The sequence below is a fragment of the Kangiella sp. M94 genome, assembly GCF_054926195.1.
In genome coordinates, this window is record NZ_CM142903.1 from 132,988 (window position 1) to 146,518 (window position 13,531).

Genomic DNA, 13,531 nt, shown 5'->3' on the forward strand with positions numbered 1-13,531 from the left:
ATAGGGTGCAGGGTGCAGGTACGAGTTACGTACGACCCGGTAGACACCCGTTTTAACATTGGAACTTAAAACGCGGATATTCCGGGAGGCTATATAATGGCTAAAGAAAAATTTGAACGTAACAAACCGCACGTAAACGTAGGCACTATTGGCCACGTTGACCACGGTAAAACGACTTTGACAGCAGCAATCTGTACTGTATTGGCAAAAGTATACGGCGGTGCCGCTCGTGCCTTCGCAGATATCGATAATGCTCCAGAAGAAAAAGAGCGTGGTATCACGATTTCAACATCACACGTTGAATACGAAACTCCAGCTCGTCACTACGCGCACGTAGACTGCCCAGGCCACGCTGACTATGTTAAAAACATGATCACCGGTGCTGCACAGATGGACGGCGCGATTTTGGTTGTATCAGCTGCAGACGGCCCGATGCCACAGACTCGTGAGCACATCTTGTTATCACGTCAGGTCGGCGTACCTAAGATCATCGTATTCTTGAACAAATGCGACATGGTAGACGACGAAGAGTTGTTAGAGCTAGTTGAGATGGAAGTTCGTGAATTGCTAGACCAATACGAATTCCCAGGTGACGACACGCCAATCATCCGTGGTTCAGCGTTGAAAGCGTTGGAAGGCGATGAAGGCCCATTAGGCCAAGAAGCTATCGTAGCTTTAGGTGAAGCGCTTGATACTTACATCCCAGAGCCAGAGCGTGCGATTGACAAACCATTCTTGTTGCCAATCGAAGACGTCTTCTCAATCTCAGGTCGTGGTACGGTAGTAACTGGCCGTGTTGAGAGCGGTGTGGTTAAAGTTGGTGAAGAAATCGAAATCGTTGGTATCAAAGATACGACTAAAACAACGGTAACCGGTGTTGAGATGTTCCGTAAATTGCTTGACCAAGGTGAAGCAGGGGACAACGTAGGTGTACTACTACGTGGTACTAAGCGTGATGAAGTTGAACGTGGTCAGGTATTGGCACACGTTGGCACTATCAACCCGCACACTCGTTTCGAAGCCGAAGTATACGTGCTATCGAAAGAAGAAGGTGGTCGTCATACTCCATTCTTCAAAGGCTATCGTCCACAGTTCTACTTCCGTACAACTGACGTAACGGGTGCTTGTGAACTACCAGAAGGCGTAGAGATGGTTATGCCAGGTGATAACATCAAAATGAACGTAGAGTTGATCGCACCGATTGCGATGGACGAAGGTTTGCGCTTTGCGATCCGTGAAGGCGGTCGTACAGTAGGCGCTGGTGTTGTTGCTAAAATTCTTGAATAATCAATTGCAATTCAAATAAGGCAGGGTATAATTCCCTGCCTTAATTTTTGACAATCAGTTTTAGGCCAGTAGTTCAATTGGTAGAGCGTCGGTCTCCAAAACCGAAAGTTGGGGGTTCGAGTCCCTCCTGGCCTGCCACTTTACCTTTTAGCGAAAGTTAAGTGGCTGATACTAAAGGTTTATTTCATGAGCGCACAGGCGACAAATACAGGTTCTAAATTAGACGGTTTGAAGTGGTTCTTTGCATTCGCATTGATTGCGGGTGGCATTGTAGGCTTCAATTATTTGTCTGAAGAGTCAATTTTAATTCGCACGGGCATAGTTTTAGTGTCGGTGATTCTGGCTATTGTGGTTGCTATGGCAACAGCGAAAGGCCAGGCGTTTTGGAAGTTTGCTCGTGAAGCGCGCACAGAGCTGCGCAAAGTTATTTGGCCAACATCAAATGAGACTGTTAAAACAACGATTATGGTAATCATTATGGTTATCCTTTTAGGTCTGTTTTTGGCGTTGATCGATTGGCTTATAAATAGCTTCTTAATTAGTCCGATTATCGGCTAGGGGTTCTTGCATGGCACTACGTTGGTACGTTGTACAAGCCTTTTCAGGCTACGAAAACAAAGTCAAAACCATGCTGGAAGAGCGTATTCAGCTAGCAGGTTTGGAAGACAAGTTTGGTGAAGTTCTGGTTCCTACTGAAGAAGTAGTAGAAATGAGAGCGGGCCAGAAAAGACGTAGTGAGCGCAAGTTTTTCCCAGGTTATGTCTTAGTTCAAATGGAAATGGACGAGGAATCATGGCAGGTTGTCCGAAATACACCTCGCGTAATGGGTTTCATCGGTGGTACATCAGACCGCCCGGCTCCCATTAGTGAGAAAGAAGCCAATGCGATTCTAAATCGTATTGAAGACAGTGGTGACAAGCCTAAGCCAAAAGTATTGTTTGAGCCCGGCGAAATGGTTCGGGTTACTGATGGTCCGTTTGCGGACTTTAACGGCGTCGTAGAGTCGGTAAACTATGAGAAAAGCCGTTTGCAAGTGTCTGTCTCTATCTTTGGACGCTCAACTCCTGTAGAATTGGAGTTCGGCCAAGTCGAGAAAGGCTAGGCAGATACAAATTAATTTAGCGTATCTCTGTTTGGGAAACCAACACGGGGAGCGCTTTATTGTCTTTGTAAAAAAGGCACATTTTTGTACGTTTTTGTTAATTAGGGGAGCTAGTAAAGCTAGCGCTTGAACCCAAATAGAGGTGAAACATGGCTAAGAAAGTCGAAGCTTATATTAAGCTACAAGTAGCAGCCGGTATGGCTAATCCAAGTCCGCCAGTTGGTCCTGCATTGGGTCAGCATGGTGTGAACATCATGGAATTCTGTAAAGCTTTTAACGCGCAAACAGAAAAACTGGAAAAGGGTCTCCCTACTCCGGTAGTAATCACTGTTTACAATGATCGTAGCTTTACATTCATTACTAAAACTCCTCCAGCGTCAGTTCTAATTAAAAAAGCATTAGGCTTAAAGTCTGGTAGTGCAACTCCTAACACTAAGAAAGTGGGCAAGATTACTCGCGCTCAGTTAGAAGAGATTGCTACAACTAAAGAGCCTGATTTAACTGCTGCGGATATGGATGCAGCTGTTAAGACAATCGCTGGCACAGCACGCTCAATGGGCGTCGACGTAGAGGGTTAAGATAATGGCTAAAATTTCAAAACGTATTCGCGCTATCAACGAAAAAGTTGCTGGTCGCACAGTCTTTTCAGCTGAAGAAGCTATTCAGTTGTTGAAAGAAGTTTCTACTGTCAAGTTCGACGAGAGTCTTGAAGTTGCTATAAATCTTGGTATCGACCCACGTAAATCTGATCAGGTTGTTCGTGGCGCTACCGTTCTTCCAAATGGTACGGGCAAAGATGTTCGCGTTGCTGTATTCACAAACAATGTGGATGAAGCAAAAGCCGCTGGTGCAGATATCGCCGGTATGGAAGATTTAGCTGAAGAAGTTAAGAAAGGTAACTTAAACTTTGACGTTGTAATTGCTAGCCCAGACGCAATGCGTGTGGTTGGTCAATTAGGTCAAATCTTAGGTCCTCGTGGCTTAATGCCAAACCCAAAAGTGGGTACGGTAACTGCTGACGTCGCAACTGCAGTTAAAAATGCCAAAGCTGGTCAGGTTCAATACCGCGCTGATAAAAACGGTATCGTTCACGCTGCAATTGGCAAAGTAACATTTGAAAGCAATGCGCTTCTAGAAAACTTAACCAGTTTGCTAATCGCATTGAAGAAAGCTAAGCCGGCTTCATCTAAAGGCACCTATATGAAGAAAATTTCTCTTTCTTCAACTATGGGTCCTGGTTTAGCAATCGATCAGTCAAGCTTATCGCTTAAAGACTGATTATAAAGGCTTTGGGTTTCCTGGGGTGTGAAAGCAATTCAGGGAACCGTCAAAGACCGTAGGTACTGGTGAATCGCTTATCGATATTGATTACGACCAACTGGTTTAATATTTGCCTACGCAGACGGTGAGACCTTGATGAAACTTTTTAAGTGGAATCGTTCACCGTAACTCAAAGGATAAGGCTTGCCTTATCAAACGTAAAACTCGACCGGAGCGAAAGCAAAGGTTCGAAAAACTGGAGGTGAACTAGTGGCACTTAGACTTGAAGGCAAAAAGGCGATTGTTACTGAAATTAATACAGTAGCAAAAGATGCCCTTTCAGCCGTAGTAGCTGAGTACCGCGGTTTAACAGTAGAGCAGATGACTGCGCTTCGTGTGAAAGCACGTGAAAGCAATGTTTATGTTCGTGTTATTCGTAACACGTTAGCTCGTCGTGCTGTTGAAGACACTGAGTTCGCTTGTATGCAAGATGCATTAACTGGTCCTTTAGTTTATGCGTTCTCAATCGATGCACCTGGTGCAGCGGCGCGTCTTTTTAAAGACTTCGCAAAAGAGAACAAACAGCTTGAAGTAACTGGTATTGCTATTGGTGGTGAGTTACATGGTCCTGAGCGTCTAGACGCTGTGGCTGCCTTGCCAACAAGAGACGAAGCACTTGCTACATTGATGATGGTTATGAACGCGCCTATCACAAAACTTGCTCGTACTTTCAAAGAAGTACCGACCAAGGTTACTCGTGTGGTTGCTGCTGTTCGCGATCAAAAACAAGCGGCTTAAGACTCTTAGTTCGAGATCTGTTTAACCGTAGTTTTAACATTTTGTTAATTTTAATTTTAAATACCCAGGAGACTAGAAATGGCTCTATCTAAAGATGATATCTTGAACGCTATTGCTGAAATGAGCGTAATGGAAGTTGTTGAACTTGTTGAAGCAATGGAAGAAAAATTCGGTGTATCTGCTGCCGCTGCTGTTGCAGTAGCTGGCCCAGCTGCTGGCGGTGACGCTGGTGCAGCTGCAGAGCAAACTGAGTTTGACGTTGTAATGAAAAGCTTTGGCGGTAACAAAGTAGCTGTAATTAAAGCTATCCGCGGCATCACTGGTCTTGGTTTGAAAGAAGCTAAAGACATGGTTGAAGGCGCTCCTGTTGCTGTTAAAGAAGGTGTTGAGAAAGCTGAAGCAGAAGACATCAAGAAGCAATTGGAAGAAGCTGGCGCTGAAGTTGAAGTCAAGTAATAAGTTTATTACTTGGTGTCAGTTTTCGACAGCAAACAGTCCAAAATGGCTGGTGACTTTGTCACCGGCCTTTTTGCCGTTTTAACGGCAAGTGGTTAAGAGCCACACAAAGTAGAAAATTCTACGCAATATATCACTGGTTAAAAGCTAGCTAGCCGAGGAACCCGCATGGCATATTCATACACTGAGAAAAAACGAATCCGCAAGGATTTTGGTCGACGTTCCAATATTCTCGATGTGCCCTATCTTTTGGCAATCCAAAAAGATTCATACCGTGAATTTCTTGAGCCAAAGAGCGAAGAGGATTCAGGTTTGGACTCAGCGTTCAGGTCTATTTTCCCAATTGAAAGTTATTCAGGTAACGCTGCACTGGAATACGTTGGATATTCATTAGGCGAACCTGTCTTCAACGTAAAAGAATGTCAAATTCGTGGCATAACTTATGCTGCGCCGCTACGCGTAAAAATCCGCTTGGTCATTTATGATAAAGACTCTAAGACCAAAAAAGTAAAGGATATTCGCGAGCAAGAAGTATTTATGGGCGAATTACCGCTAATGACAGAAAACGGTACTTTCGTTATTAACGGTACTGAGCGTGTTATTGTTTCCCAGTTACACCGTAGTCCTGGTGTGTTCTTCGATTCTGATCGAGGTAAAACACACAGCTCTGGTAAATTGCTGTATCAAGCTCGTGTTATCCCTTACCGTGGTTCATGGTTGGATTTCGAGTTTGATCCAAAAGATATGCTTTACGTGCGCATCGACCGTCGCCGTAAATTGCCTGCTTCTATTATTTTACGCTCTTTGGGTTACAACACCCAGGACATGCTGGACATGTTCTTTGAGCGCAATAACTTCTACATCACCAAAAAAGGCGAGGTTCAGCTCGAACTGATTCCTTCGCGTTTGCGTGGTGAAACTGCCACCTTTGAAATCAAGGTTAAAGGCAAAGTAGTTGTTGAAGAGGGTCGTCGTATTACCCCTCGACATATTGCTCAATTAGAAAAAGCGGGAACTAAAAAGCTAGATGTTCCAACTGAGTACATTTACGGACGCGCACTAGCTGCTGATATCATCGATAAAGAATCAGGCGAGATTATTGCTGAAGCTAATGCTGAAATCACAGAAGAAATTCTAGAGAAAATGATAGAGTCAGGTGTGACAGAAGTCCCTACTCTGTATACAAATGACTTGGATCATGGTCCATACATGTCCGATACATTGCGTATTGATTCGACACGTACACCGCTTGAAGCAAAAGTTGAAATTTATCGCATGATGCGTCCTGGCGAACCGCCAACGCAAGATGCAGCTGAAGCATTATTCGAGAACCTGTTCTTTAATCAGGAACGTTATGACTTGTCTCGCGTTGGTCGAATGAAATTCAACCGTCGTGTTGGTCGTGATGAAATTGAAGGTGAAGGTACTCTTTCAAATGATGACATTATCGCAGTTATCAAAGCTCTGATTAATATCAGAAATGGTAACGATACTGTTGATGATATTGACCACTTGGGAAATCGTCGTATTCGTTGTGTTGGCGAAATGGCCGAAAATCAGTTCCGTGTTGGTTTGGTTCGTGTTGAGCGTGCTGTCAAAGAGCGTTTATCACAAGCAGAAAGTGAAAACTTGATGCCACAAGATTTGATTAATGCCAAGCCTGTCTCTGCAGCGGTAAAAGAATTCTTTGGTTCTAGTCAGTTATCTCAGTTTATGGATCAAAACAATCCGTTATCTGAGGTTACTCACAAGCGCCGCGTATCCGCATTAGGCCCTGGTGGTTTGACGCGTGAGCGTGCAGGCTTTGAGGTTCGAGACGTACACCCAACGCACTATGGTCGTGTGTGTCCGATTGAAACCCCTGAGGGTCCAAACATTGGTTTGATTAATTCCTTGTCATGTTACGCAAGAACCAACCAATATGGTTTCCTCGAAACTCCATATCGACGCGTTGCAGATGGTAAACCAACGGCTGATGTCGATTACTTATCTGCTATTGATGAAGGTAAGTTTGTCATCGCTCAGGCGAATGCTAACCTTGATAAGAACGGTGCTTTCTCTGACGACTTAGTACCTTCTCGTTATCAGGGCGAGTTTATGCTTGCCACTCCTGAGCAAGTTCAATATATGGATGTTTCTCCTCAGCAGATCGTATCGGTTGCGGCGAGTATGATTCCATTCCTTGAGCACGATGATGCGAACCGTGCATTGATGGGTTCAAACATGCAACGTCAGGCAGTTCCAACATTGCGTGCTGAGAAGCCGTTAGTTGGTACTGGTATGGAACGTACTGTAGCGGTTGACTCGGGCGTTGTTGTTGCAGCGAAACGTGGCGGTGTGGTTGATCAGGTTGATGCAAGTCGTGTTGTTATTCGTGTTAACGAAGACGAAGTGGGTGATAACGACTCTGGTGTTGATATTTACAACTTCACTAAGTACACACGCTCAAACCAAAATACCTGTATCAATCAACGTCCTATTGTTAAGCAAGGCGATATTGTTGCTCGTGGTGATGTATTGGCAGATGGTCCTTCAACTGATTTAGGTGAGTTGGCTCTTGGTCAAAACATGCGCGTAGCATTCATGCCTTGGAATGGTTACAACTTTGAGGATTCGATCCTAATCTCTGAAAATGTGGTTCAAGAAGATCGTTTCACCAGTATCCATATTCAGGAACTAACCTGTATCTCTCGTGATACTAAGCTTGGTCCTGAAGAAATTACAGCTGACATACCTAATGTTGGTGAAAGTGCACTGAGCAAGCTTGATGAGTCAGGTATCGTTTATATCGGTGCTGAAGTAAAGCCAGGTGACATTCTGGTAGGTAAAGTGACTCCAAAAGGTGAAACACAGTTAACTCCAGAAGAGAAGTTATTGCGTGCCATCTTTGGTGAAAAAGCTTCAGACGTCAAAGATACGTCGTTGCGCGTGGGCACTTCGACTCACGGAACGGTCATTGATGTACAGGTCTTTACTCGTGATGGTGTTGAAAAAGACACTCGTGCAAAAGAAATTGAAAATTCTGAAGTTGCACACGCTAAGAAAGACTTGAATGATGAATTCCGTATCTTGGCCGAAAGCATTTACCAGCGTGCTCGTAATCTTGTTATGGGTTGTGTTGGCGAGAAAGGGCCGAATAAATTCAAGAAAGGCAGCAAAATTACTGCTGACTACTTGGACAGTCTTGAGCCTGCTCAATATCTTGAGATTCAGCTACGTGTTGAGGAAAAGCAGCAAGCCTTAGAAAGCCTGGCTAACTATCTTGCTGAACAACGCAAAGAATACGACAAGAAATTTGAGGTGCAAAAGCTAAAAATTACTCAAGGCGACGATTTAGCACCAGGTGTTCAAAAGATCGTAAAAGTTTACTTGGCAGTGAAACGTCGTATTCAGCCGGGTGATAAAATGGCTGGCCGTCACGGTAACAAAGGTGTTATTTCAACTATTGTTCCGATAGAAGATATGCCATATGACGAAAATGGTGATCCAGTAGATATCGTGTTGAATCCATTGGGTGTTCCTTCGCGTATGAATATTGGTCAGATCCTTGAAACTCACTTAGGTTGGGCCGCTAAAGGTGTGGGCTTAAAAATTGGAGAGTTACTGGATACCGGTAAAGCACCAAAAACAGTTCGTACTTTCTTGAATAAAGTTTATAACCATCGCGATGATAAAGCTGTCGATCTGTCAGAAATGACGGATGAAGAAGTCATGACAATGGCCAGTAATTTACGTGGTGGTGTGCCTATGGCTACCCCGGTATTTGATGGTGCCACTGAAGAAGATATTCATGCAATGCTTGAGTTGGGTGAGTTATCTAAAACCGGCCAATCATGGTTATACGATGGCCGAACAGGTGACCGTTTCGAACGCCCAGTTACAGTAGGTTACATGTATATGCTGAAACTGAACCACTTAATTGATGACAAGATGCATGCCCGTTCTACAGGGTCATACAGCTTGGTTACTCAGCAACCGTTAGGTGGTAAAGCTCAATTCGGTGGTCAGCGTTTCGGTGAGATGGAAGTGTGGGCATTGGAAGCTTATGGTGCTGCATATACCTTGCAAGAGATGCTTACTGTTAAGTCAGATGATGTGAATGGTCGAACCCGCATGTATAAGAATATTGTGGACGGTGATCATCGCATGGAGCCTGGAATGCCTGAGTCGTTTAATGTACTGACTAAGGAAATCCGCTCGCTGGCGATCAATATTGAGCTTGAGCACGAAGAGTAAGCGGTAGGCGACTCCATCAAGCCCCACAGTAGCTGTGGGGTCATTTGGGTAAAGGTTTTAACTCCATTAGGAGAGCGATTGTGAAAGACTTATTAAATTTTATTAAGCAGCAGAGCCAATCAGAAGAGTTCGATGCTATTCGGATTAACTTAGCATCACCAGAACAGATCCGTTCTTGGTCTTTTGGCGAAGTGAAAAAACCTGAAACAATAAACTATCGTACCTTTAAGCCGGAACGTGACGGTTTATTTTGTGCCAAAATTTTTGGCCCTGTTAAAGATTACGAATGTTTGTGTGGAAAGTACAAGCGTTTAAAGCACCGCGGCATCATCTGTGAAAAGTGTGGTGTTGAGGTTACTTTAACTAAAGTGCGTCGTGAGCGTATGGGTCACATTGACCTGGCATGCCCGGTTGCACATATTTGGTTCTTGAAATCATTACCAAGCCGTATCGGTATGTTGCTTGATATGACATTGCGTGATATTGAGCGGATTTTGTATTTTGAGGCATTCGTTGTGACCGAGCCAGGTATGACGACTTTAGAAGCCGGCCAGCTATTGAGCGAAGAAGGCTACTTAGATGCTTTAGAAGAATTTGGTGATGACTTTGAAGCTAAGATGGGTGCTGAAGCTATCAGTGCCTTGCTTGATCTGATTGATTTAAAAGAAGAAGCTCATCGTATTCGTGAGGAAGAAATTCCATCGACAAATTCGGAAACGAAGTTAAAGAAACTAAGCAAACGCTTAAAGCTTCTTGAAGCATTCCTTGAGTCAGGCAATGATCCGCAGTGGATGATTATGACTGTGTTGCCAGTTCTTCCACCTGATTTACGTCCTTTGGTTCCATTGGATGGTGGTCGATTTGCAACATCTGACTTAAACGACTTATATCGTCGGGTGATTAACCGTAACAACCGTTTACGTCGTCTGCTTGACCTGAATGCGCCTGACATTATTGTCCGTAACGAAAAGCGTATGTTGCAGGAGTCTGTTGACGCCCTGCTAGATAACGGTCGTCGTGGCCGTGCAATTACCGGTACTAATAAACGTCCATTAAAATCGCTTGCTGATATGATTAAAGGTAAGCAAGGTCGTTTCCGTCAAAACCTTTTAGGTAAGCGTGTCGATTACTCCGGTCGTTCGGTTATCGTTGTTGGTCCAACACTTAAATTGCACCAATGCGGTTTGCCAAAGAAAATGGCACTGGAACTATTTAAACCATTTATCTATAGCAAGCTTGAGCTTCGTGGTTTAGCGACAACGATTAAAGCTGCTAAGAAAATGGTTGAGCGTGAAGAAGCGGTAGTTTGGGATATTCTGGAAGAAGTCATTCGTGAACACCCAGTATTATTAAACCGTGCACCGACACTTCACCGTTTAGGTATTCAGGCATTTGAACCAGTACTGATTGAAGGTAAAGCGATTCAGTTACACCCACTAGTCTGTGTTGCGTACAACGCTGACTTCGATGGTGACCAAATGGCGGTACACGTTCCATTGACGATCGAAGCTCAACTTGAGTCACGTGCGTTGATGATGTCTACCAACAATATCTTATCCCCTGCAAATGGTGAGCCGATCATTGTTCCAACTCAGGACGTTGTATTAGGTCTCTACTACTTAACGCGTGATCGCGTTAACGCGAAAGGCGAAGGCATGATCTTCTCAGACGCTGATGAAGTTCAGCGCGCCTATGCAAATGGGGTCGTTGATTTACATGCCAAAGTTAAAGTGCGTTTGCCAATGGTTGATATTGATGAAGAGGGCAATAAAACTGCTCGCATCGAATTGGCAGAAACTACCGTAGGTCGTTCGTTATTGTGGGGAATCGTTCCGGATGGCATCAGCTTTGAGCTAGTGAACAAGGCGATGACCAAGAAAGCGATTTCTAAGTTAGTGAATACCTGTTATCGCGAGTGTGGGTTAAAAGCCACGGTTATCTTTGCTGACCAATTAATGTATATGGGCTTCACTTATGCTACACGCTCTGGTACTTCGGTTGGTATCGAGGATATGGCGATTCCAGATGCTAAAGCAGAAATTATTGAAGCTGCAGAAAAAGAAGTTGCAGAAATTCAGGAACAATTTAACTCTGGTTTGGTAACTCAAGGTGAGCGCTACAACAAAGTAGTCGATATCTGGTCGCATACCAATGAAAAAGTTGCCAAGGCAATGATGGACTTTATTGGCACTGAAGAGTTGGTTGATAAGGATGGTAATACAGTTCGCCAGCCTTCGTTTAACTCAATCTTTATGATGGCTGATTCCGGCGCTCGTGGTAGTGCAGCTCAGATTCGTCAGCTTGCTGGTATGCGTGGCTTGATGGCTAAACCAGATGGCTCGATTATTGAGATGCCAATTACGGCAAACTTCCGTGAGGGTCTGGATGTATCTCAGTACTTTATTTCGACACACGGTGCGCGTAAAGGTTTGGCCGATACCGCATTGAAAACTGCGAACTCAGGTTACCTAACTCGTCGCTTGGTTGATGTTGCTCAAGATATGGTTATCACTGAGCATGATTGTGGAACAACCAATGGTATCTTCATGTCACCTCTCATTGAAGGTGGTGATGTTGTAGAAGGTTTGGGCGAACGAGTATTGGGCCGAGTCATCGCTGAAGAGGTGTATACGCCAGGTACAGATGATGTTCTAGCTGAAGCCGGCACATTAATCGATGAAAAATGGGTTGAGATTTTAGAGCAAAACTCTGTTGATCAGGTTCGGGTACGTTCGGTTATTACCTGTGAAACTCGCACTGGTGTTTGTGCAGCCTGTTATGGTCGTGATTTGGCTCGAGGTCATATCATCAATCAAGGTGAGGCAGTTGGTGTTATTGCTGCTCAGTCTATTGGTGAGCCGGGTACCCAGTTAACGATGCGTACCTTCCACATTGGTGGTGCTGCATCTCGTGCCTCTGCCGATAATAATGTTCAAATCAAAAATGACGGTGTTATTCGTCTTAAGAATGCTAAGACCGTAGAGCGTCAGGATGGCAAGCTGGTTATCGTATCTCGTTCATCAGAATTGAATATTGTTGACGAGTATGGTCGTGAGCGAGAGCGTTATAAGATTCCTTATGGTGCTGTACTGAGTACCAAGGAAGCTGAAAAAGCAAAAGGTGGCGATATTGTCGCTAACTGGGATCCGCATACGCACCCCATTATTGCTGAGCTTGACGGTAAGATTCAGTTCCTCGATATGCATGAGGGCGTCAATATTGAGCGACAAACTGATGAGTTAACAGGTTTGAGCTCTATTGTAATTACTGAGAACAAGCAACGCAGTGGCAGTAAAAGTACTGATGTTAAGCCTGCTATTAAACTGATTGATAAGAAAGGTAAAGATCTTTATATCCCAGGTACAGAAATGCCTGCGGTATACTTCTTACCAGCCAACGCTATTGTGAGCTTGGAAGATGGTGCAGAGGTTAATATTGGTGATGCGATTGCACGTATTCCTCAAGAAAGCTCAAAAACAAAAGATATTACCGGTGGTCTGCCACGTGTGGCTGACCTGTTTGAAGCTCGTAAACCGAAAGAACCAGCAATTCTAGCTGAGATTTCAGGTACGGTGAGCTTTGGTAAAGAGACCAAAGGTAAGCGTCGCTTAGTCATCACTCCCCAAGACGGTGGCGATACCTATGAAGAGCTAATTCCTAAATGGCGTCAACTTAACGTGTTCGAAGGCGAGAAAGTTGAGAAAGGTGAGGTGGTATCTGACGGTGCAGATAACCCGCACGATATCTTGCGCCTGAAAGGAATTACAGAGCTTGCTCGTTACATTGTTAACGAAGTGCAAGAAGTCTATCGTCTGCAAGGCGTAGGCATTAACGATAAGCACATCGAAGTGATTATTCGCCAGATGTTGCGTAAGTGTATTGTCACTAACCCAGGCGACTCTCGCTTCCTAAAAGGTGATCAGATGGAAGTTGTCAGAGTTCTTGAGGAAAATGACAAGCTAAATGAGGCTAATAAAGACCAGGTACAGTTTGAGCGAGTACTAATGGGTATTACTAAAGCTTCATTGGCAACTGAGTCCTTTATTTCTGCTGCTTCCTTCCAGGAAACAACGCGCGTACTTACCGAAGCGGCTGTAAACGGTAAGACTGATGACTTACGTGGCTTGAAAGAGAACGTTATTGTAGGTCGTCTAATTCCTGCTGGTACAGGTTTGACCTACCATGCAGAACGTCGCCGCAAGCGTGCAGATTCACTAATAGAAGATTTAGGGCCTACAGCAGATGAGGTTGAGCAGGCGTTATCTGACGAGCTCAGCTCCATGAATGAGGGTGAGGACTGATTGAGTATCGGTTTGGTTAAATGATCAAACTTTAGCCAAGCTTGACTTTAAATCGTGTCCTCTTTAGAATAGCGCGCCCTAGAGTTATCGG

At 44.4% G+C, this 13,531-nt stretch carries 9 protein-coding genes and 1 tRNA gene; all 10 read left to right on the forward strand.

The window, feature by feature from the left end; translation table 11 throughout:
* The first annotated feature begins 96 nt into the window (after positions 1-96).
* Positions 97-1,287: an elongation factor Tu gene (tuf, locus tag ACYTXU_RS00650; RefSeq protein ID WP_012800358.1), complete on the forward strand. Its 1,191-nt coding sequence runs from the start codon at positions 97-99 to the stop codon at positions 1,285-1,287.
* 62 nt (positions 1,288-1,349) lie between these two features.
* Positions 1,350-1,425 (forward strand) — tRNA-Trp (locus ACYTXU_RS00655).
* A gap of 48 nt (positions 1,426-1,473) precedes the next feature.
* The gene (gene secE / locus ACYTXU_RS00660) at positions 1,474-1,845 is read left to right on the forward strand and encodes a preprotein translocase subunit SecE (RefSeq protein ID WP_462207600.1); all 372 of its coding nucleotides are present in this window, start codon (positions 1,474-1,476) and stop codon (positions 1,843-1,845) included.
* Positions 1,846-1,855: 10 nt separating this feature from the next.
* The gene (nusG, locus tag ACYTXU_RS00665; protein ID WP_462207601.1) at positions 1,856-2,389 is read left to right on the forward strand and encodes a transcription termination/antitermination protein NusG; all 534 of its coding nucleotides are present in this window, start codon (positions 1,856-1,858) and stop codon (positions 2,387-2,389) included.
* A 149-nt stretch (positions 2,390-2,538) separates the two neighbouring features.
* Positions 2,539-2,967 carry a 50S ribosomal protein L11 gene (rplK, locus tag ACYTXU_RS00670; protein ID WP_012800361.1) on the forward strand — a complete coding sequence of 143 codons (429 nt, stop codon included), beginning with the start codon at positions 2,539-2,541 and terminating at the stop codon, positions 2,965-2,967.
* Positions 2,968-2,971: 4 nt separating this feature from the next.
* A complete protein-coding gene (gene rplA / locus ACYTXU_RS00675; RefSeq protein ID WP_462207604.1) occupies positions 2,972-3,667 on the forward strand; it encodes a 50S ribosomal protein L1 in 696 nt (231 codons plus the stop codon).
* Between the two features lie 252 nt (positions 3,668-3,919).
* A complete protein-coding gene (gene rplJ, locus ACYTXU_RS00680) occupies positions 3,920-4,447 on the forward strand; it encodes a 50S ribosomal protein L10 (RefSeq protein ID WP_331890623.1) in 528 nt (175 codons plus the stop codon).
* 78 nt (positions 4,448-4,525) lie between these two features.
* A complete protein-coding gene (gene rplL, locus ACYTXU_RS00685; RefSeq protein ID WP_012800364.1) occupies positions 4,526-4,903 on the forward strand; it encodes a 50S ribosomal protein L7/L12 in 378 nt (125 codons plus the stop codon).
* Positions 4,904-5,071: 168 nt separating this feature from the next.
* Entirely contained in the window at positions 5,072-9,139 is a 4,068-nt protein-coding gene (gene rpoB / locus ACYTXU_RS00690; protein WP_462207605.1) for a DNA-directed RNA polymerase subunit beta, read from the forward strand.
* 80 nt (positions 9,140-9,219) lie between these two features.
* Positions 9,220-13,440: a DNA-directed RNA polymerase subunit beta' gene (gene rpoC / locus ACYTXU_RS00695; RefSeq protein WP_462207607.1), complete on the forward strand. Its 4,221-nt coding sequence runs from the start codon at positions 9,220-9,222 to the stop codon at positions 13,438-13,440.
* Positions 13,441-13,531: the final 91 nt, after the last annotated feature.

What these genes read in the sequence shown, in the direction of transcription:
- rpoB (WP_462207605.1), top strand. Translation starts at nt 5,072, where the DNA reads ATGGCATATTCATACACTGAGAAAAAACGAATCCGCAAGGATTTTGGT.
- rplL (WP_012800364.1), top strand. Translation starts at nt 4,526, where the DNA reads ATGGCTCTATCTAAAGATGATATCTTGAACGCTATTGCTGAAATGAGC.
- nusG (WP_462207601.1), top strand. Translation starts at nt 1,856, where the DNA reads ATGGCACTACGTTGGTACGTTGTACAAGCCTTTTCAGGCTACGAAAAC.
- rplK (WP_012800361.1), top strand. Translation starts at nt 2,539, where the DNA reads ATGGCTAAGAAAGTCGAAGCTTATATTAAGCTACAAGTAGCAGCCGGT.
- tuf (WP_012800358.1), top strand. Translation starts at nt 97, where the DNA reads ATGGCTAAAGAAAAATTTGAACGTAACAAACCGCACGTAAACGTAGGC.
- rplA (WP_462207604.1), top strand. Translation starts at nt 2,972, where the DNA reads ATGGCTAAAATTTCAAAACGTATTCGCGCTATCAACGAAAAAGTTGCT.
- secE (WP_462207600.1), top strand. Translation starts at nt 1,474, where the DNA reads ATGAGCGCACAGGCGACAAATACAGGTTCTAAATTAGACGGTTTGAAG.